The 21,801-nt window shown below is 33.0% G+C and carries 17 protein-coding genes and 1 riboswitch; of the genes, 13 read left to right on the top strand and 4 right to left on the bottom strand.

The genetic code is table 11. The features are described 5' to 3' along the window. Positions 1-59: 59 nt before the first annotated feature. Positions 60-1,082, bottom strand: coding sequence for a type I glyceraldehyde-3-phosphate dehydrogenase (gene gap, locus HKO22_RS05975; protein WP_075659940.1), 1,023 nt, complete (start codon positions 1,080-1,082; stop codon positions 60-62). A 380-nt stretch (positions 1,083-1,462) separates the two neighbouring features. On the opposite strand from gap, the gene HKO22_RS05970 reads away from it, so the two are divergent. From HKO22_RS05970 to HKO22_RS05955, 4 genes are all read left to right on the top strand, one after another. Further along, the gene (locus HKO22_RS05970) at positions 1,463-2,053 is read left to right on the top strand and encodes an HDIG domain-containing metalloprotein (protein WP_169969264.1); all 591 of its coding nucleotides are present in this window, start codon (positions 1,463-1,465) and stop codon (positions 2,051-2,053) included. A gap of 90 nt (positions 2,054-2,143) precedes the next feature. Further along, positions 2,144-2,368 (top strand): preprotein translocase subunit SecG, encoded by a 225-nt coding sequence (locus HKO22_RS05965; protein WP_075659942.1) that lies wholly within the window; start codon positions 2,144-2,146, stop codon positions 2,366-2,368. Between the two features lie 22 nt (positions 2,369-2,390). Then, a complete protein-coding gene (locus HKO22_RS05960; protein ID WP_169969263.1) occupies positions 2,391-4,394 on the top strand; it encodes a sodium-translocating pyrophosphatase in 2,004 nt (667 codons plus the stop codon). Positions 4,395-4,609: 215 nt separating this feature from the next. Then, positions 4,610-5,302 carry a hypothetical protein gene (locus HKO22_RS05955; protein ID WP_169969261.1) on the top strand — a complete coding sequence of 231 codons (693 nt, stop codon included), beginning with the start codon at positions 4,610-4,612 and terminating at the stop codon, positions 5,300-5,302. A 102-nt stretch (positions 5,303-5,404) separates the two neighbouring features. Here the strand turns inward: HKO22_RS05955 and HKO22_RS05950 are convergent, their stop codons facing one another. Continuing rightward, positions 5,405-6,832: a leucyl aminopeptidase gene (locus HKO22_RS05950; RefSeq protein ID WP_169969259.1), complete on the bottom strand. Its 1,428-nt coding sequence runs from the start codon at positions 6,830-6,832 to the stop codon at positions 5,405-5,407. Between the two features lie 182 nt (positions 6,833-7,014). On the opposite strand from HKO22_RS05950, the gene HKO22_RS05945 reads away from it, so the two are divergent. From HKO22_RS05945 to HKO22_RS05935, 3 genes are all read left to right on the top strand, one after another. Then, positions 7,015-7,920 carry a DMT family transporter gene (locus HKO22_RS05945; RefSeq protein ID WP_075659947.1) on the top strand — a complete coding sequence of 302 codons (906 nt, stop codon included), beginning with the start codon at positions 7,015-7,017 and terminating at the stop codon, positions 7,918-7,920. A 75-nt stretch (positions 7,921-7,995) separates the two neighbouring features. Beyond that, positions 7,996-8,622 (top strand): cytidylate kinase-like family protein, encoded by a 627-nt coding sequence (locus tag HKO22_RS05940; RefSeq protein ID WP_075659948.1) that lies wholly within the window; start codon positions 7,996-7,998, stop codon positions 8,620-8,622. A 184-nt stretch (positions 8,623-8,806) separates the two neighbouring features. After that, positions 8,807-9,874: an enoyl-CoA hydratase/isomerase family protein gene (locus HKO22_RS05935; protein WP_169969362.1), complete on the top strand. Its 1,068-nt coding sequence runs from the start codon at positions 8,807-8,809 to the stop codon at positions 9,872-9,874. A gap of 42 nt (positions 9,875-9,916) precedes the next feature. On the opposite strand, the gene HKO22_RS05930 is transcribed toward HKO22_RS05935, so the two are convergent. After that, a complete protein-coding gene (locus HKO22_RS05930; protein WP_169969257.1) occupies positions 9,917-10,525 on the bottom strand; it encodes a DUF4230 domain-containing protein in 609 nt (202 codons plus the stop codon). A 133-nt stretch (positions 10,526-10,658) separates the two neighbouring features. Here HKO22_RS05930 and HKO22_RS05925 point away from each other — a divergent pair, with 133 nt between their 5' ends. Both HKO22_RS05925 and HKO22_RS05920 read left to right on the top strand, forming a co-directional pair. Then, entirely contained in the window at positions 10,659-12,011 is a 1,353-nt protein-coding gene (locus tag HKO22_RS05925) for a hemolysin family protein (RefSeq protein WP_169969255.1), read from the top strand. A gap of 227 nt (positions 12,012-12,238) precedes the next feature. Next, positions 12,239-13,465, top strand: coding sequence for an ArgE/DapE family deacylase (locus HKO22_RS05920; RefSeq protein WP_169969253.1), 1,227 nt, complete (start codon positions 12,239-12,241; stop codon positions 13,463-13,465). A gap of 355 nt (positions 13,466-13,820) precedes the next feature. Here the strand turns inward: HKO22_RS05920 and HKO22_RS05915 are convergent, their stop codons facing one another. Then, the gene (locus HKO22_RS05915) at positions 13,821-14,660 is read right to left on the bottom strand and encodes a gamma-glutamyl-gamma-aminobutyrate hydrolase family protein (protein WP_169969251.1); all 840 of its coding nucleotides are present in this window, start codon (positions 14,658-14,660) and stop codon (positions 13,821-13,823) included. A 302-nt stretch (positions 14,661-14,962) separates the two neighbouring features. On the opposite strand from HKO22_RS05915, the gene HKO22_RS05910 reads away from it, so the two are divergent. The 4 genes from HKO22_RS05910 (at position 14,963) to HKO22_RS05895 (ending at position 21,799) form a co-directional block, all read left to right on the top strand. After that, the gene (locus HKO22_RS05910; protein ID WP_075659951.1) at positions 14,963-15,880 is read left to right on the top strand and encodes a DnaJ C-terminal domain-containing protein; all 918 of its coding nucleotides are present in this window, start codon (positions 14,963-14,965) and stop codon (positions 15,878-15,880) included. 19 nt (positions 15,881-15,899) lie between these two features. After that, the gene (clpB, locus tag HKO22_RS05905; RefSeq protein WP_169969249.1) at positions 15,900-18,479 is read left to right on the top strand and encodes an ATP-dependent chaperone ClpB; all 2,580 of its coding nucleotides are present in this window, start codon (positions 15,900-15,902) and stop codon (positions 18,477-18,479) included. A 178-nt stretch (positions 18,480-18,657) separates the two neighbouring features. Beyond that, entirely contained in the window at positions 18,658-20,544 is a 1,887-nt protein-coding gene (locus HKO22_RS05900) for an S-layer homology domain-containing protein (protein ID WP_169969247.1), read from the top strand. A gap of 132 nt (positions 20,545-20,676) precedes the next feature. Continuing rightward, positions 20,677-20,843: riboswitch (Lysine riboswitch) on the top strand. 101 nt (positions 20,844-20,944) lie between these two features. Continuing rightward, on the top strand, positions 20,945-21,799 hold the full coding sequence (locus HKO22_RS05895; RefSeq protein WP_169969245.1) for a transporter substrate-binding domain-containing protein: 855 nt from the start codon (positions 20,945-20,947) through the stop codon (positions 21,797-21,799). Positions 21,800-21,801 lie beyond the last annotated feature (2 nt).

Genomic DNA, 21,801 nt, shown 5'->3' with positions numbered 1-21,801 from the left:
ACCTTTAATTATGCAAAAAAGGCTCGCAATAGCAAGCCTTAATAAAATATAATTTAAAATTATAGGGATTCTGCAATTTTTTCGGTTAAGTCAATTACTCTTTCTGTATAACCCCATTCATTGTCATACCAAGAAATTAATTTAACCATTTTCCCATTAACTGTTGTAAGAAGTGAATCGAAAATTGAAGAGTGAGTGTTTCCAATAATATCGGAGGAAACAAGTTCATCTTCAGAATATTCTAGGATTCCTTTTAATTCATTTTCAGAAGCTTTTTTGATTGCAGCGTTGATTTCTTCGACAGTTGCCTCTTTTTCAAGTTCAAAGGTAACATCGACTAGCGAACCAGTTGGAACGGGAACTCTTAGTGCAAAACCAGTTAAAATACCATCAACTTCAGGAATTACTTTTCCAACAGCTTTTGCTGCACCAGTGGAAGTTGGAATGATATTTTCTGCACCCATTCTTGCACGTCTCATGTCCTTTTTGTGGACACCATCGTGGATGTTTTGGTCATTGGTGTATGCGTGAACTGTGGACATAAGTCCCTTCTTGATTCCGAAGTTTTCTAAAATAACCTTTGTAATTGGAGCAAGACAATTTGTAGTGCAGCTTGCATTGGAGACAATATCGTGTTTTGTTGGATCGTACTTGTCGTCATTAACGCCCATTACAACAGTAAGCATGTCGCCCTTGCCTGGAGAAGTTAAAACGACTTTTTTTGCGCCACTTGTAAGGTGTCCTCTAGCTTTGTCTTCGTCTTTGAAAGCACCTGAAGAGTCGATAACAATGTCAACACCGAGCTTTTTCCAATTCATTTGATCTGGAGTTTTTGATTCAACAAAAGTAACTTTTTTTCCATTAATAATCATTCCGTCATCAGTAAATTCAATCTCACCTGGGAATTTTCTATAAATTGAATCGAATTTAAATAGGTGAGTTCTTTCTTTTAAAGTTTTTTCTAAATTTCTAACGGCTACATGAGTAACTTCGAAGTTAACATCATCATTTCTTAATGCCCAAATTCTAAGAGCGTCTCTGCCAATTCTTCCAAAGCCCATTATGCCAACATTTTTTTTCATAAAAAACCTCCGTAATCATTCAATGCTATAATTATTATAACACAAGTAGTAAAAAGTAAAATCTAATATTGTTTTAAAGAAGAGTAAATAGATATCCTATTTGTAATAAAAGGGAAAGTTTGCAATGGAGTTTACAAAATTTCTAAGGACAAAGAGAAAATTATTATGGAAATAATTTGAAATTAGAAAATTTTAAAATATTTGTAGATGATTTTATAAATTATAATAAAAAATTAGGCTTGCCGACTCTATTGAAAATTTAAATTATTTAAAATAGATTTTAACTTTAGGGTATTTTTAGCCTTTTTATTATAATAAAAGTAGAAAAAAAGTGAAATTTAAAATTTATTGTGATAATATATGTAAAAGGAAGTGACGATATGAATAGCGGTATTACGAGGGAAAATGCTTTAAAGCTTTTAAAAGAGTATAACAAAGATGAGTTTCACATTAGACATGCCCTTACTCTTGAAAGTGTAATGGGATACTTGGCAGAGGAGTATGATGCGGATAATGTGGACTTTTGGAAGATAGCAGGTCTGCTCCACGATGTTGATTATGAAAAATATCCCGAGGAGCATTTAAAAAACACTCCAGAAATCTTAAAGAGTGCTGGAGGAAGCGATGAACTTATTCACGCAATTTTATCTCATGGCTATGGTCTATGTTCAAATGTTTCTCCAGAGCTTTTTATGGAAAAAGTCCTCTATGCAACTGACGAGTTAACAGGACTTATTTATGCGGCATCACTTATGAGGCCATCTAAAAGCACAAAGGACATGAATTTAAAAAGTGTGAAGAAAAAGTTTAAGGACAAAAAATTTGCAGAAGGTTGCTCTCGTGACGTTATTAAAAGGGGAGCAGAAATTTTAGGCTGGGAGCTAGACAAATTAATAGAAAAAACTCTTGTTGCAATGCAAGCTAGAGAAGATTTTATTGAAGAAAATTTAAAAATCGAGATGAGTTGTTAAAAAAACAACAAAAATCGTATAAATTCGTTGATTAGAAAGTCTGGCTGTGTTAGAATTTATATGTTATAGAAATTTAAGGGAGGTAATAGTTTGCAAACTTTATTATCTATTATAATTATCGTTGCTAGCATTATTATAATAACAATAGTTGCACAAATGGAATCAGACCAAGCTGGTCTTGGAACTCTTCAAGGAGAAGAAACTACAACTTGGGGATCTCACAAGGGTTCAAGTAAAAAAGACATCCAAAATAAAATTGTCATTGGTTCAAGCGTCGTTTTTGCACTTGCGCTTGTTATTTTAGCTGCAATCTAATTAAAATTTAAGGAGGATTAGAATGAATATTTTATATCTAGCTCCTATAGTCGGTGTTTTGGCACTTTTATTTGCTTTTTATAAGGCAAATTTTGTGTCAAAACAAGATGCTGGCAATGAAAGAATGAAGGAAATTTCTTCTTACATTTCAGAAGGAGCTATGGCATTTTTAACAAGAGAATATAAGGCTCTTGTTGTATTTGTTATTGTACTTGCAATTATATTGGCAGTAGGACTTAAATCAATTCCAACTGCTATTTGTTTTGTTGTTGGGGCTATCTTTTCAGTAGCTGCGGGCTATGTTGGTATGAAAGTTGCTACTAAGGCAAATGTTAGAACTACTAACGCAGCATGGAAAAGTGGTCTAGGTAAAGCACTTGATGTTGCCTTTTCAGGTGGTGTCGTAATGGGAATGTGCGTTGTTGGACTTGGAATTATTGGTATTACTTGTGCATATTTCTTTACAGGTGGACAAACTGAAATCATTACTGGTTTTTCACTTGGAGCATCTTCTATTGCACTTTTTGCAAGAGTTGGTGGCGGTATCTATACTAAGGCAGCAGATGTTGGGGCAGACCTTGTAGGTAAAGTTGAAGCGGGAATCCCAGAAGACGACCCAAGAAACCCGGCAGTTATCGCTGATAACGTTGGCGACAATGTTGGTGACGTTGCTGGAATGGGCGCTGACTTATTTGAATCTTATGTAGGAGCACTTTTATCAGTTATTACTCTTGGGGTAGTAGCCTATGGAAATGATGGAGTTACCTTTGGACTTCTTGTTGCAACAGTTGGTATTTTAGCATCAATTGTAGCCGCATTTTTTGTAAAGGGAGATAAGAATCCACAAAAAGCACTTAATGCAGGAGAATATGTATCAGCTGCCGTTACTATGGTTGCTTCAGCAGTTTTATCAAATGTAATTTTCGGAAGTTTTGCACCTTTTGCACCAGTTATCATTGGTATTGCAGTTGGTCTTATTATTTCTAAATTCACAGAATATTATACAGCTGACGATTATGCACCAGTTAAAAGAATTGGAGCTGAATCAGAAACGGGAGCATCTACAAATATTATCGCTGGACTTTCTGTTGGTATGATGTCAACAGTAGGACCTATTATTGTAATAGCAATTGGAATTATCGCAGCTTATCTTGGAGCAGGCGGAGCTGAAAATTCAATTATTGGGCTTTACGGAATTTCACTAGCAGCTGTTGGCATGCTTTCAACAACGGGTATGACAATCGCCGTAGATGCTTACGGACCAATTGCCGATAACGCTGGTGGTATTGCAGAAATGTGCGACCTACCAGAAGACGTTCGTGAAATCACAGACTCACTTGACTCCGTTGGGAATACAACGGCAGCAATAGGAAAGGGATTTGCAATTGGATCAGCAGCACTTACTGCCCTTGCACTTTTCGTTTCCTATATCAATGCTACTGGACTTACGGGAATTGACATTTCTAAACCAGAAGTAATCGCTGCAACATTTATAGGCGGCATGCTTCCCTTTGCCTTCTCTGCACTTACTATGTCAGCAGTAGGTAATGCAGCATCAGAAATGATTGACGAAGTAAGAAGACAATTTAGAGAAATTCCTGGAATCATGGAAGGCAAGGCAACTCCTGACTATGCAAAATGTGTAGATATATCCACAGGAGCAGCATTAAAGCAAATGATCGTGCCAGGACTTATCGCAGTAGTAGTTCCAATCATAGTAGGAATTTTACTAGGAACAGAAGCACTAGGTGGACTTCAAGCAGGAGCTCTTGTAACTGGCGTATTAATGGCAATCTTTATGTCAAATGCTGGTGGAGCTTGGGATAATGCTAAGAAATACATTGAAGGCGGAGCACATGGTGGAAAGGGTTCAGAAGCTCACAAAGCTGCTGTAACTGGAGACACAGTTGGAGACCCATTTAAAGATACATCAGGACCTTCTCTTAATATTCTAATTAAACTTATCACTGTTGTATCCCTTGTATTTGCACCACTATTTGTTGCATACGGCGGACTATTCTTATAAAAACAAATCTGTTAGAGAAATTCTCTAGCAGATTTTTTATTGCAAAATATTTTATTTTATAATAGGTAATCAATATATTGGTTAACAAGTAAAGAATATAAACACTCAAGAAATTTAGTAACAAGTTACCAAAATAAATCATTGACAAAAGAAATATCTTGTAATATCGTTTTAGTGAAAGAAAAATGTGCGGATTATTGAAAGGAGTGAGATAAGTGAAAAGGAATGCACTAAAGTTTTTTGCTATTACATTATTATTTTTTGTACTTGGAATTTCTAGTGTAAGTGCAAAGGAAGACCCAATTGTTGCTGTTGTAGTCTATGATGGAGAGATTATCCAAATGACTGAGAGTCAGCATAGAGAATTTGAAAAAGTTGAAGAGAAGAAGTACAAAGAAGCAATGAGGGAAACTAAAAGAAGAGAAGAGGAAGCAATTGAGAAAGGTGTAAAAATAGGAGAAGAAAATATAGTTTCAAATATAGGAGTAGAAATAAAACCTTTTAATGCAGGATTGTGGAGTACTGTATCAAATGTTAATTATGAATCCCCATATTTAGATAGAAGCCAAAAGTCAAAAGTATCTCCTACTATTGTAGGACCAGGGACTATTAGTGTTCAATATAGTGTAAGTGTTCCAGCTTCAGCAAATATAAGTTTTAGTCAATTAAAAGCTGCGAGACTTTCGTTCAATACATCTGTTTCATCTGATGAAAATTTAAGTGTTTCTTTTGATGTCGAAAGGAATAGAAGAGCGCATATTGAATTTATCCCAAGATATAGAGATATTACAGGTTATAAAGAAGAATACTTTGATGCAACTCTTTTAGATAGAACTTTTTTCAGAGTAAGTGAACCTTTAAAAGTTGGCAGATTTGCTGATGGCGAATATAGACTTGTATATGAATAATTAAATTAATTAAAAAATTTTGATAAATTTATAAATAATAAAGGTTTTATAAATAAGGAGGAGAACTATTTTGCCAACAGTTCTCCTCCTAAATTTTTATTTTTAGCAATCTATTGGGTCTAATAAATTATTTAATGTTTTTACATGAATTCCTGTGGCGTTCTTTGGTAGATATCCCTTAGCTTTGTTTCTGTAAGCTGTTGCAGCTATGTCAAGGTGAACCCAAGGTGTATTTTCTTTTACGAACTCCCCGACAAATAGTCCTGCTGTTACAGATCCTGCATCTCTTCCTGAAGTATTTTTGATGTCTGCGACTTCTGAATTGTTTAATTTTTTAAAGTCTTCATCATAAGGAAATGCCCAAATTTTTTCACCAGATAGCTCTGCAGCTTCAAGGACTTCTCTATAAAAATCTTCGTCATTTGTAACGGCACCTGTGTAAACTTCGCCAAGGGCAATTGTTACTGCTCCAGTAAGAGTTGCAAGGTCGATAATTTTTTCTGCGCCAAGGTCATTTGTAGCGTAGTGAACTGCATCGGCAAGGGTAATTCTTCCTTCGGCATCTGTGTTTGCAACTTCAATAGTAAGCCCCTTCATGGAGTCGATTACATCGCCTGATTTGTAAGATGTGCCTGAAATCATATTTTCACAAGCGGCAATAACTCCCACTACATTTACCTTTGCCTTGTTTTTTGCGAGAGCATACATTGTGCCAATTACAGTAGCAGCGCCACCCATGTCGCAGTGCATATAATTCATTCCAGAGGGAGATTTAATATTGTAGCCGCCAGAATCGTAAGTTAGCCCCTTGCCAACGAGGGCAATTTTTTCGGCGTCAGAATTTTTATATTCCATTACAATAAGTCTTGGGCGGTTAGTCGCTCCAGCAGCAACTTTTAAAAAGGCCTTCATTCCAATTTTTTCAATTTCATCTTCTTCGTAAACACATACATTTACGCCGAGATTTTCTAATTTTTCAACTGCAATATTTGCAAGGCTCTCAGGATAAATTACATTGGCTCTTTCATTTACAAGATTTCTTGCTAGAAATACTCCGTCCATAATATTTTCCATTTTATTTAAACCTTCACGCAACTTTTCTTCAGGTCCTTTAAAAGCAGAGTAATTGACAGTGAGTTCAAAGTCTTCTTTTTTATGCTTGACATCGGTCTTTTTTGTAAATTCATATTCGCCATGACGAAGTCCTTCGTAAGCTGCCATAATAGTTTTTCTATTGCAAATATTAAATTCTGGCATTTTTATTTCAACTTCGTGCTCTTCATTTTTTCTAAGAGTGTTTCCAAGTTTAAAGAAAATATTTCTTATGTCTTCAAGATCTATTTCATCGTCGCCAAGTCCAATAAAAACATGGGAGTCGCCTTCAATTATGGGAAGGTATAATATTTTATTAAATTGTCCATCAAATTTTTTTGATTCTAAAAATTTTTTAAATTCACTATTGATATCTTCGTTTTTCTTTATGAAGTGGACCTTGAGTCCTCCTTCTTTATACAAATTAAATTTAATCATATTTCACCTCTACATTCATTATACATGAGATTTTAAAAAGGTCTAATTAAAAAATATTATAATATAAAGGAAATTAACATTATTGTTTTTTTTAGATAAATTATGATATGATAAAATTATAAAATAATAGCATAAATTTAGTTGATAAAGTATTGGATTGGTGTTTTTTGGGTGGTGTTATAATGGGTAAAGAATTAAAAGCTTCAATAATGTTATTTTTCACATCAATAATTTGGGGACTTGCCTTTGTTGCACAGGCAGTCGGCATGGATCATATAGGGCCTTTAACCTTCACAGCAGTAAGATCACTCGTGGCAATAATATTTCTATACTTGACATATGTGTTTTTTAATAAGACATCAAAAACTTATAGAGAACAAAAATTTAGCATGTCTAGAACTATAAAGGGCGGAATATTATGTGGTTTTGTATTTACAATATCTATTAACCTTCAACAATTTGGTTTAGTTTATACAACGGCAGGTAAAGCAAGTTTTCTCACAGCATTATATATAGTATTTATTCCAATTATTAGCCTATTTTTGGGAAAGAAAATAAGTAAGAAACTATTAATTTGTATAATTTTTGCGATGATGGGAACTTATATAATGTCAGTAAAGGAAAGCATAAGCATTAATAGAGGCGACATAGTTACAATTATCAGTGCCTTTATTTTTGCAGTCCACATTTTAATTCTTTCAGAATTTTCCAAGGATACAAATGCAGTCTTGCTGTCTTTATTTCAATTTACAATTTGCGGAATAATTTCTTTTATCGGCGCAATTATTTTTGAAGGAATAGATATTGGTGCAATTTTAAAATCCTATGTATCAATTTTATATGTAGGAATTTTGTCTTCGGGTGTTGGCTTTACAATTCAGCTTATGGCATTAAAGGAGCTTGACCCAGTAATTGCATCTATGATTAGCTCCCTTGAATCAGTTTTTGGAGCAATATTTGGTTGGATTATTCTTTCACAAAGGATGAATGAAAGAGAAATAATTGGAGCTATAATCATTTTTATGGCGACTTTGATAGCTCAACTTCCAATTGAAGTTTATTTTAATAGAAGATTGAGGAAACATTGAAAATTTTCACAAGAATTTTATATTAATTAAAAAACATTTCACATTAATGATATATAATGTTTGAGAGGTGAAGATATGTCACTATTTGATAAATTTTTTGAAAAGGCTGGCAAAAAATTAATTACAATAGACGGAGAGTATGGCAGTGGAGCAAATGAAATTGCAAAAAAAGTTGCCGATAAATTAGGTTATGAGTTCTTTGATGAGAAATTAATTGAACTTATGAGCCTTGAAGGAAAAGTAAAGCCTGATGAAGTAAAAAAAGATGATTCCTTTTTACAAGGAACTATTTACGATTTGTACAAACAAAATTATTCCTATTCTCAAGAGGACATTGCGACTAATGATGCAGCCTTTCTCTTAGAATCAAGGACTATAAGGGAAATTGCAAAGGGTAAAAAAGCAGTGATTTTTGGCAAATGTAGTGACTTTGTTTTGGAGGATTTTCCAAAACTTTCTGTATTTATTTACGCATCTAGCGAATTTAAGGAAGAGCGAATTTTAAACACTTATAATGTAAAAAAAGACAAGCTTGAATTAAAGCTAGAACGTGAAAATAGTAGAAGGTCAAATCACTACGGTAGAAATACAGGAAAAGCATGGGGAGAAAGGTCAAATTACGATGTCTTAATTAATTCATCGGCCTTTGACTTTGAGAGCATTACAAATTTAATTGTAGATATGTCAAGAAATAAGAAATAAAATTATTTTAATCCCGACAAGAGTTGGGATTTTTTGTTTCCAATTTATATAAAGGATTTTGTAAAATGCAATATAATAGAAAGTAAAGTATTTAGTAAAAGATTTTATTAGAAGTTGTGAACTTTTTAGTTTTATTAACTTTTATAAGGGTAGAATATTTCGAGGTGATTTAATGAATAATGATTTGGTTATAGAGAAAGTTATAAAAAATGTTGGTGTGATTTATTTAAATAGACCAGAGAAGATAAATGCGCTAAATTTAGAAATGATAAATAAGATTCAAGAAATTTTAGAAAGATGGGAAAGTGACGAAAATATTAGAGTAGTTCTCTTTGATACTTTGACTAAAAAGGGATTTTGTTCAGGCGGTGATTTAAAGGAGCTTTACATTGACTATATAAATAATGACGAGTGCAAAGTGAAAAATAAATTTTTCGCCACTGAATTTGAGATGGACAAGTACATCGCTTCTTATAAAAAACCCGTTGTGAGCCATTGGACTGGAATTGTAATGGGTGGAGGCATTGGTCTTAGCATAAATTCAGATTTAATAATTTCAGATGAGAGTGTAATCTGGGCTATGCCAGAAACTAGTCTTGGATTTATTCCAGATGTTGGCGTATGTAGTTTTATCTCCACTCTTCCACAAGCTTTAGGTCAATATGTTGGGCTAACAGGATCTAGTTTAGAATCTTCTGATTTAGTAAACTATGGTTTGGCAGATCTTTATATAAATTCAAGGAATTATGCAAAATTAATTGAAAAGCTTTTTGAATTTTCAGAAATCTATAGTGGCAAGGAGTTAATAAAAAAACTAAAAATTGAAGGTAGAAAATATAAATTAGAACCAAGAGAAACTTCTGTAACTAAAAGCTTAGAAAAAATTGAGAAATATTTTTCAGAGGAAAGTGTAGTTGAGATTTACAAAATTTTAGAAAATAATTTAGATGAGGATTTTGCAAGAAAAACCTATGAAATATTAAAAGAAAGATCACAACTTATGCTTGCCGTGCAATTTGAAAAGTATTTTGTATGTAAAAATTTAAGTTATCATGAAACAGTGGATCTTGATCTTAAAGTTTTAAATTATTCAGTGGAAATTGGCGAGATGCAAGAGGGAGCAAGGGCAAAAGTTATAGACAAAGGTAGCAAGCCAAATTGGAGTACGAAGTCCATAGAAGATGTAAATATGGACGAAGTAAAAAAATTACTTGGACTGGAAAAAACTTATAGCGAAAGGAAAAACTCATAAATACAAATTTTTAATAAGAAGGCATTCGTAGGAATGCCCTTTTTATTTCAAAGAATTGTCCTTTGTAACATTTATTTTGTATTCACTTAGAATTGTATCGCCCAAGAGAATTTCTTCAATTGCTTTTTTAGCTTCCTCATCAGCTTGATTTAACAAACCCTTTTCAATTGCCTTGTATTCAACATCTTTCTTTTGGTCTTTTGAAAAATTATTGTAGTCCTCGATGTCGATTCTGTTAAAAATAGATTCTCTCTCATCAAAAACCTTTAGCGAATCTTCGTAAATTTCATGACTCAAAATTTTTGCAGCTGGAATTTGTATATCAATACTTTTTTTGTCAAGGCTTATTTTCATTTTATCGAGGTCTATCCCTGCGTTTATAACTCCATCATAGGATACTATAAACTTTTTTGATGTAAAGGGAACTTTGTAGCCGTAAAAAGTATTTTGATTTTCAAATTGACCCATATTTGTGTAATGATATTTAAGGGTAGTAAGTTCCTTAGCCGACATTATTTTATTAGCAATTAAACTGGCAGTAATATTTGGTTTCATTTCACTTTTCATAGTTTTTTTGCCGGCGAAAAATGTGGCAGTAAGAGCAATGGCAAGAAGTAATATCAAGATAATTAACTTTTTTAATTTTTTCATAAACTCTCCTTTTTCACAAAATTATAACATAAAAAATAAAAAAAGTCTGAAAATTTGTTATTCATTACATTTTTCTGTTATAATCACGAGTTCTTTGATATAATTAGTCTAAAAGATATGGAGGAAGATGTTAATGGACGATGGCGCCTTGTGGGCTAAACTCATATTAATCGCAATACTTACGAGCATAAATGCATTTTTTGCATCAGCTGAAATGGCAATGGTTTCAGTGAATAACAACAAAATCAAAGAAATGGCAGAAGAAGGAGACAAAAGGGCGAAGACACTTATGTCAATCTCAGCAGATCAAACGAGATTTTTGTCCACAATACAAGTGGCAATAACTCTTGCGGGATTTTTCTCATCTGGTTCTGCAGCAACAAGTATTTCACAAGTCTTTGGAGTATTCTTGAGAGAAAGGGGAATACCCTATGGGAACACAGTGTCCTTTATTTTTGTTACACTTTTACTATCCTATATAACACTTGTATTTGGAGAACTTGTGCCAAAGAGAATTGCACTTCAAAACTCAGAAAAAGTTGCACTAAAATCAAGTGGTATAATTGCCTTTGCCTCAAAAATATTTTATCCCTTTGTAAAATTGCTATCACTATCGACGGTCTTAGTATTAAAAATCATGGGAAAATATTCAGAAGATGTTGAAGAAAAAATTTCAGAAGAAGAATTAAAATCCTATATAAAAGTATCGACTCAGCAGGGAGTAATAAACTCAGCTGGTGAAGAAATGATAGTAAATATAATGGACTTTGATGACAAATTGGCTTATGAAATAATGACGCCGAGGACATCAATTTACATGGTTGACTATGACGAATTTACCACAGATACAGTTGAAGAAATACTAAAAAAAGGTTACTCTAGGATGCCTGTCTTTAGAGAAAATACAGATAATATCCTTGGAACAGTTTATATCAAAGACCTCTTCGTAGAATACGCAAAAAATGATTATGAATCAATTAACCTAGATAATTGCATCAAGTCCCCTTATTTTGTGCCGGAAACAAAAAAAATAGACATGCTTTTAAAAGAACTGCAATCCTCAAAAAATTATGTAGCAATACTAATTGACGAGTATGGTGGATTTTCAGGCATGGTGACAGTGGAAGATATAGTAGAAGAAATTGTCGGCGAAATAGAAGATGAATACGACGAAGATATTCGCAGCGTGGAAAAAATTTCAGAAAACGAATATATAGTAGATGGAGCTATGGATATTGAAGACATAAATGACGCAATAGGGACATCGCTTTATTCAGAAAATCACGAAACAATTTCAGGGCTAATCATAGAAAAACTGGGATTCATACCAGAAGAAAATGAGAAGAAGAAACTTAGCGTAAAAACATCGGGTTGTATACTTACAGAATTAGCAGTAGCCGAAAAAAGAATAATAAAGGCAAGCATAAAAATTATTCCCGAGGAACAGGAAGAAGCAAAAAAAGAATATAAAGAGTTTAACTCATAAACACTAAGACAGGGCGGCCTGTCTTTTTTATTTAGGAGTAAATATTTCGCATTAAAAATATAAAAATAATTATAGCTTTAAAAATTTATATAAGAAAACAATTGTGGTACAATTTAATAGGAGGGCATTGCTATATATTAATGTTTTTTCACATTAGGAGCAATGACCTATTATATTTAAGTAGAAGTTTAAATAGATATTTAAAAAAATATGAAGGAGGAAATAAAATGAATAGAGAAAATGCAATCAACATTTTAAGTGATTTAATTAAAATTAAAACTGTAAATGGAAATGAACTTGAGGTAGCAAATTACCTAAGGGATTTACTTCTCAAAAATGGAATTCAATCTGAACTTGTTAAGTTTGCAGAGAATAGGGCCAATCTCATCGCAGAAATAGAAAATGGTCCAGGGAAAACTTTAGTTTTAAGTGGGCATATGGATGTGGTATCTCCAGGAGATGAATCTCAGTGGACCTTTCCTCCTTTTGATGCTCATATTGAAGACGACGTGATTTGGGGCAGGGGTGCATCTGACATGAAGTCAGGGTTGGCGGCACTTACTATTGCTTTTATTGAAACTGCTAAGGAAAAGAATTTTTCTGGTAAAATCAAACTGATTGCAACTGTGGGAGAAGAAATAGGAGAACTTGGTGCCGAGCAACTTACTGACCTTGGTTATGTCGAGGATGTCGATGCAATTTTAATTGCAGAGCCATGTAATTTAGGAGTTGTATATGCTCATAAGGGATCACTTAATTATAAGGTAAGTTCAAAGGGTGTTGCAGCTCATTCCTCTACACCAGAGATAGGCAAAAATGCAGTTGAACACTTAAATAGAGCAATGAGTGAGATAAGTAAGCACTTTGAAAAGAGGGCAGAAGATTTCTCAAATGAAATGCTTGGAAAAATGACACATAGCATCACAGTTGTAAAGGGAGGGACACAGGTCAATTCTATACCTGATTTTGCAGAATTTGAGGCAAATGTGAGAACAATACCGGAATTAAAAAATCAACAGATCATTGAAGAAATTCAAGAGATTCTTGCAAGACTAAACAAAGAAAAGGACTTTGAACTTAATATGGAGGTAACAGCAAATCAGTCTCCTGTTCAGTCAGATCCAAAATCCAAGTTAGTCAAGACAATCATCGATGTTGTAAAGGAGATGCCAGATCTTTTGCCAATGAATTTAATGAAATCTATGGGAGAAGTGCTGGGCAAAGATTTGAGGGAAACCCTTGATGTATCTTTTTCTGAAATTAAACCTATGGCAGTTGCTGGAACAACAGATGCAGCTCAGTTTATGAAAGATAGATCAGACATAGAACTTGCCGTTTATGGACCGGGTATGCCAATGCTTAATCATAAAATAGATGAAAGACTTCCATTAAAACAATATATAGATTTCATTGAAGCTTATATAAGAATTATTGATAATTATATGAATGTTTAATTCTTTTAAAAAATAAATTTTTTGTGAAATTTATCTTTAAGAATAAAGGCAAATGAAAGAGAGAAATACTTGATAAATTTCATTATGTACTAATACTAGTATATAAACTAAAAATATATTAAAAAAGGCTATGGAAACATCCATGGCCTTAATTTTAGCATAAAACTTATATAAAATAGTTTTGATTCAAATTTTTTTATTTTATAAAAAAGGGCAGAAAAAATGCCGAGTTTTCTCGGCGTTTAAAAGGAAATTAATTAAAAAAGTGTATTAAATAATCTGTTATTAGTTTAGCATAATAAATTTATAAATACAAGAAAAATTTTTAAAATTTTTGTAAAACTAGATTATTTTTTTATTTTTGTTGTGATAATTCTTGAGATTTTGTTATAAAAGCTTTATAAAGATTTAAAGCATCTTTATTATTATCTTCTATAATCATTGCTTCAGGATGAAATTGTAATCCTAAGAAATAGGATTTATCGGTTTTAACTATTGCTTCAATAGTTCCATCGTCAGCTTTTGCTAAAATGTCTAAATTTTTACCAAGATCTTTTATTGCTTGATGATGCCATGAGTTAACTTCCAATTTTCCAGATTTTCCCAATCCATCTGACAATATATTGTTTGGCAGAACATCAATTTCATGTTTTACAAAAACCTTTTTTTCAGGATCTCTATGAATAATATCAGTAGGCCTTTGAGTAATTATATCTTGATATAAAGAACCGCCAGATAAAACATTAGTAAGTTGCATTCCTCTGCAAGTTGCTAATGTAGGTTTGTCTTCTTCTAATAAAGCCTTAAGTAAAAACACATCAGAGCTATCTCTTCTAGGATTAATTTCTTCTAATTTTTCAATTGGATTTTCGTTGTAAAGATTTGGATTTAAATCATCTCCGCCAGTTACAACAACACCATCTACATCTTTAATTTCCTTTTTAGCTTCATCTATGGATTTCATTTCCTTTAAAAATATAACTTTTGCTCCAGCTTTTCTAAGTGCATCGGCATACATTTGAGTATCGATATCAACTTTGTCTTTAGAATTTTTATCAACTTCATCAGTAGACCATGAAATTCCTATTGTGGGTGCATTTTTATTTTCTTTTTTTGAACAAGCTGTAAATGTGAACAGTGCTATTAGTAAAAAAGTGATATAAGTTATAATATTTTTTATGTTGTTTTTTCTCATGTAATGCTCCTTTATTAAATATTTTTACTAGTTTTACAATTTTTAGTATATCCTTATTCTAAATAAACAATCAAGACTTAAAAAATAAAAAAACAAAAAATAATTAGCAGAGTACTTGCAAGAGTGCTAATGATGTTGTATAATGGAATAGTCAAAGATAGTCAAATAATTTTGATATAGCTGACAAAATTTTAAATTTAAAATTATTCATTTAATTTATAATTTATGTTCCTTTGCTTTTAATTTGGATATAATTATGTTGACAGTTAAATGAGTTTATATAGATTATGAGGAGGTTAATTTTGAAATACAAAGATTATTATGAAATCCTTGGAGTTTCTAAAGATGCAGATGAAAAGGAGATAAAGAGCGCCTATAGAAAGCTGGCTAAAAAGTATCACCCAGATCTTCATCAAGGCGATAATGCCGCTGCTGAAAAGTTTAAGGAAGTTTCAGAGGCTTATGAGGTTTTATCTGATGCCGATAAGAGAAAAAAATACGATACTTTTGGCTCTAATTATGATTTTAGTTCTGGCTATGATTTCGATCCTTCTCAATATGGTTACACATACACTACTGGAGGAAGTGGAGCAGATTTTTCTGATTTCTTCGAAACTATTTTTGGTTCTTCTAGATCTGGCGGAAATTTCTCTGGTGGTTTTAACATAAATGATATTTTTGGAGATTTGTCTGGAAGGGGAAAAAGAACGTCAAACAAGAGCAGAAATAAGTTTGAATCTGAACTTTCTATTTCTATTAAAGATGCCTATGAGGGTACTACGAAAAATGTGAATTTGACTTATAATAAAAAGGAATACCAAGTTGCTGTCAAAATCCCTAAGGGAATAACCCGTGGTAAGAAAATTAAGGTCAAGGGCGAAAAATTTGGTCTTCCTGGCGATATTTTATTTAAAATAAATATTCGTGATGAGAAAGATCTCGTTCTCGATGGGTTAGATATTACTAAAACTCAAAATATTTATCCATGGGATGCAGCTCTTGGCAGCAGTCAAACTGTGGAAACTTTAGGTGGCAAATTAAAATTAAGAATACCAGAAAATTTTGTTGGAGGAAATAAAATGAGAATTCCTTCAAAGGGATTTAAAGATTTAAAGGGCAATGTGGGGGATCTCTACATTATTTTTAATATCGTAAACCCTAATAATTTATCTGACAAACAATTAAAATTATATAAAGAATTACAAAATTTAAGTAAATAATAAAAAATGAGGTGTTTTTATGAATTTTGAAAAATTTACTCAAAAATCTCTTGAAGCCGTTCAAGGTGCATACAATATTGCTAAGGAATACGGCAATCCCGAGGTAAAAGAAATTCACATCAATTACGCCCTTTTAAAGGACAAAGATGGACTTATTCCAAGAGTCTTGACATATATGGATCAAAACCCAGACATGATAAAGGCAGATGTCTTAAAGATTATTGAAAGACTTCCAAAACAATCTGGTGCGGAAGTTTATGCAGACTCTTCTTATAGAGAGCTTTTCCAAAAGGCGGAAGATTTTATGAAAAAGATGGGCGACGAATACCTTTCTGTTGAGCATATTTACCTTGCTCTATTAAACATGAAGGGAAAGGATTCTTCTTCTGTTTTCAACAAGTATAAAATTGATGCAGATGGATTTTTAAATGCTCTAAAAAAAATTAGGGGCAATCAACATGTTACAACAGATAATCCTGAGGGAACTTATGATGCATTAAAAAAATATGGTCAAGATTTGACTGAACTTGCAAGAGATGGCAAGCTTGACCCAGTAATTGGTCGTGACGAAGAGGTGCGCAATGTTATTAGAATTCTTTCTCGTAGGACTAAGAACAATCCAGTTTTAATTGGTCCTCCCGGAGTTGGTAAAACGGCAATTGCAGGTGGTCTTGCACAAAGAATTGTATCCGAAGATGTACCTGAAGGTCTTAAAAATAAAATTGTCTTTTCACTAGACATGGGTGCACTTTTAGCAGGTGCAAAATACCGTGGAGAGTTTGAAGAGAGATTAAAAGCTGTTTTAAATGAAGTGAAAAAGTCTGATGGAAATATTATTTTATTCATCGATGAAATTCACAACATAGTTGGCGCAGGAAAAACTGATGGAGCGATGGACGCATCAAATTTGTTAAAGCCAATGCTTGCTCGTGGAGAACTACATGCAATTGGTGCAACAACTCTTGACGAATACAGAAAGTATATTGAAAAGGACCCTGCACTTGAAAGAAGATTCCAAAAAGTTTTGGTTAAAGAGCCAACTGTGGAAGATACAATTGCAATCCTGCGTGGATTAAAGGATAAATACGAAATTTATCACGGAATAAGAATTTCTGATTCCGCAGTAATTGCAGCAGCAACTCTATCTGATAGATATATTACAGATAGATTTTTGCCAGACAAAGCAATTGACTTAATGGATGAAGCTTGTGCAATGTTGAGGACAGAAATTGATTCAATGCCCACAGAAATTGATGAAGTGAGAAGAAAAATTTTGCAACTTGAAATCGAAAATCAAGCTTTAAAAAAGGAAACTGATGAGGCAAGTTTAGAAAGACTTAAAAAACTTCAAGGCGAACTTTCTGAAGAAAAGGCAGAATTTGACAGATTAAAATCAAAATGGGAAGCTGAAAAGAAGGAGCTTGACTCTACAAAGGACTTAAAGAAACAAATTGAAGATACTAATCACGCAATTGAAGAAGCCGAAAGGAATTACGATTTAGAAAAACTTTCAGAATTAAAATATGGCATTCTTCCAAAGTTAAAGGAAGAATTAAAAAAGAAGGAGTCATCTACTAAAGATGAATCTTCCATGGTAAAGGAAGAAGTTACAGAAGATGAAATTGCCTATGTAGTAAGTAGATGGACTGGAATTCCAGTTGAAAAGCTAAATAAAACTGAAAGAGAAAAACTTCTCAATTTGGAAGAAATTCTTCACAAGAGAGTAATTGGTCAAGATAGAGCTATTGAAGTTGTGTCTGATGCAGTACTAAGGGCAAGAGCAGGACTAAAGGATAAAAACAAACCAATTGGATCCTTTATATTCTTGGGACCAACTGGAGTTGGAAAGACAGAAACTGCAAAGGCTCTTACAGAAACACTTTTTGACGATGAAAGAAATTTAATTAGAATAGATATGTCTGAGTACATGGAAAAACATTCTGTGTCAAGACTTGTAGGTTCTCCTCCAGGATATGTTGGCTACGATGAAGGCGGACAGCTTACAGAAGCTGTTAGAAGAAAACCCTATTCAGTAATTCTATTTGATGAAATTGAAAAGGCACATCCAGATGTATTTAATATCCTTTTACAAGTTTTAGACGACGGAAGACTTACAGATAACCAAGGAAGGACTGTGGATTTTAAAAACACAGTAATAATAATGACTTCAAACATTGGCTCACACTTTTTAATTGACGGAATTGGCAAAGATGGGCAAATAACTGAAGGTGCAAGGGAAAATGTAATGCAAGATCTTCGTACTTCCTTTAGACCAGAATTTTTAAATAGAGTTGACGAAATAGTTTTATTTAAACCGCTTCAAAGAGATGAAATTTACAACATTATTAAACAAAGCATTAAAGAAGTTGAAAGAAAACTTCAGGATAGAGATATTAAAATCGAAGTTACCGATGCTGCCCTTGAATTTATTTTGAACGCATCTTTTAGTCCACAATATGGTGCAAGACCAGTTAAGAGATATATTGGTCATACTCTTGAAACAAAAATTTCAAAGATGATAATAAAGGGCGATGTAATGGATGGCGACACAATCATAGTTGATGTCTATGCAGATGATTTATCTGTAAGAGTTAAATAAGATTTAAAGACTTGCTATTTTTGGCAGGTCTTTTTATGTCGGTAGTATTACGAATATTAAGAAATTATTAATTAAGTTGAAATAATGTCCTTTATCACTTTTTTATCACAAAAAAGATTTAAACTCAATGACATAATGTAATATAATACAAATAGCATTTTATTTAGGAGGAACTTTAATGAAACCATATAGTAAGAAATATTTAACACTTGCACTAGCAGGGGTATTAGTATCGTCAATGCCAGTATCTGCTTTTGCACAAACAGAACCAGCAGCACCAGCAGGAGTACCAGCAGCACCAGCAGGAGTACCAGCAGCACCATCAGCACCAGCAGCAGGAACTACACCAAGTACAACTACACCAAGTACAACTACATCAAGTACAACTACACCAAATACTGAAACTACAACTCCATCAGAGGCTGAAAATAAGAAAGAAAGAGAAGCAGATAAAAGCAATCTATCAAGCCGTGATTACACTATTAATAAGGGAGAAAGAGTTGATGCTAGTAAAGTTCTATCTCTACCAGATGGTGCAGAAATAATTGGTAATAAAACTTTTGAATTTTATTCAAAGGGAAATCATGAAGAAACTGTAACAGTTAAATTTAAAGATGGATCTACAAAAGAAGTTAAGATTAACTTTGACGTTAGGGATAGATATGATGATAGATACAATAATATTACACTTACAAATGTGAGATACGATGGAACATATTTGACAGGTTATACTTCTGCAAAAGCTGACATATATATAAAGAGAGTTAGTTCAGGATATGGATACGGATATAGCTATGACAGAGGATATGAAAAAATAGGATATGCAGATAATAGAGGCGATTTTAAAATTAAAGTAGATCTTAAAGAAGGAGAAACTTATTCTGTAATAGCAAGAGATGGATCAAAAGAATCAAGAAGTGTAGAAGTTAAAAATGACAATTACAAAAACATCAAGGGTTCAAAAGTTGATGCAAGTGATTTAAGAATTATGGGAAGAACTTTAACGGGTTATGTTAAAAATCATCCTTTTGAAAATGTAAGAGTTTACATGGACGGAAAGCTACTTGGAAGCTTTAGAACTGATAAAAATTCATATTTTTCAGTAACTTTAAGCGAAAGTGTATATGATAGAGAACTTGATGATTTAAAATTCTACACAGATTCAAAAACAGTTGAAAATAAAAAATTTAAAATTACAGAAGCCCTTGAAGGACAAAAACTTGTAAAGGGAACTGCAAATGCAAAGGACGAAATTACAGTTTACGATGCAAGCAATAGAAAACTTGGAAGCATTACTGTAAATAATTCGGGAGTATTCACTGTATTTTTAGATAGAGCATTAATCTTTGGTGAAACTATAAAAGTCGAAGCAAAAAATGAAGCAGGAGATATTACAAAGATTGAATACAAAGTTACAAAAAATGCAGTTGAAGAAGTTAAGGCAATTGCTTATATTAAGGGCTACCCAGATGGAACATTTAAGCCACAAGCAAATGTAACAAGAGCAGAAGCAGCTCAAATGTTTGCTACTTTGTTAAATGGAGGAGCAGATTTTGGAACAAGCTCTGCAACAAAGTTTTCTGATGCAAATGACAACTGGTTCTCTAAGGCAATTAATTATGTTGTTGCAAAGGGTCTAATTAGTGGTTACCCAGATGGAACATTTAAACCAAATGAAAGCATTACAAGAGCAGAATTTGCACAAATGATTTCTGGATATGTTAAGAATGAAAAGAAGGGTTCTTCTGACTTTCAAGATGTTAAAGATCACTGGGCAAAGGATGCTATTGAAAAATTAAATGGCAACAAAAATGTAACAGGTTATCCCGATGGAACATTCAAGCCTAATGCAAAAATAACTAGAGCCGAAGCTGTTACTATTTTAAACTCTGTTTTTAATAGAAATACAACTAAAAACTCACTTAACAATGTGAACACTTCATCTCTTAATAAATTCTCAGATGTAAGCGAAGGATTCTGGGCTTATTACAATATTCTTGATGCAGCAAACACTCACAACAGAGAAAGATTAAACTCAACTTCTGAAGTTGATATGTGGAAATAATTTTAATGAGGCTCCTAAAGGGGCCTTATTAATTGCAAATTTTTAGGAGAAATTAATAAAAATAAAAAAGCACTTGACTTTTGTAAATCTCCTATATATAATTTAAAAAACAATTGAATACATTGTATTGAAAAATACGATAGAGGAGCGGGATTTATCAGTAATCTTTTGGAGCAAGGCCATGCAGTGAATAAAGATGAAAGGAAATTTCGCCGAAGTGTATTAAGGGTAAGTTAATATGCTGGGCATGCAAACAATATTTGTATGACTGTCACAATATGTGGGGAGCTATCTAAAGTTAAATACTTTGTCTTATTTTATTAGACATCTTTAACAGTTTGGTTTTCCAGACTGTTTTTTTATTACTTTTTATAGCCACCGAGAATTACGGAGGTATATTATGAATTTAAGAAAGAATTTAGCAAAAGTTTTATTAGTTGCAGGTTTAGCTAGCACAATGTTTTTAACTGCTTGTAATTCAAAGGGAGATGGAGGCACAGCGGCTGCTCCATCAGATTCAGGAACTTTAAAAGTTGGAATGGAATGCGATTATGCACCTTTTAACTGGACACAAACAAATGAAAAAAATGGTTATCCAATTGCAGCTGGAGGATATGCTGGCGGATACGATGTTGAAATCGCAAAGGAAATCGCAAAGTCCATGGACAAGAAGCTTGAAATAGTAAAAACTGAATGGAATGGGCTTACTCCTGCACTTACTTCAGGGAAAATTGATTTAATTATTGCAGGAATGAGTCCAACTGCTGAAAGAAAGGAAACTATTGATTTTTCAAATACTTATTACACATCAGATCTTGTAATAGTTGTTAAAAAGGATTCGCCTTATGCAAAGGCAAAATCACTTGCTGATTTTAAGGGTGCAAATATAACAGGGCAACTTAACACTTTTCACTACGATGTAATTGATCAAATTGAAGGTGTAAATAAATCCACAGCTCTTGAAACTTTTCCAGCAATGATAGTTGCACTTAGAAGTGGAAAGATCGATGGATATGTTTCTGAAAGACCGGGCGCACTTTCTGCAACTTCTGCAAACAATGACTTAACTTTTGTAGAATTTGAAAAGGGAAAGGGATTTGAAGCATCAGAAGAAGATACATCAATTTCAGTAGGAGTTAAGAAGGGCAACGATGAACTTTTAAATAAAGTTAATGATGCACTATCAAAAATTTCTGAAGAAGAAAGACAAAGTATAATGGAAGAAGCTGTAGCAAATCAACCACTTGGCGAATAATT

This window comes from Peptoniphilus faecalis, from assembly GCF_012976305.1.
GTDB lineage: Bacteria > Bacillota > Clostridia > Tissierellales > Peptoniphilaceae > Peptoniphilus_A > Peptoniphilus_A faecalis.
The sequence above is the reverse complement of the archived record's forward strand: the minus strand, read 5'-3'. Positions and strand labels throughout refer to the sequence as shown.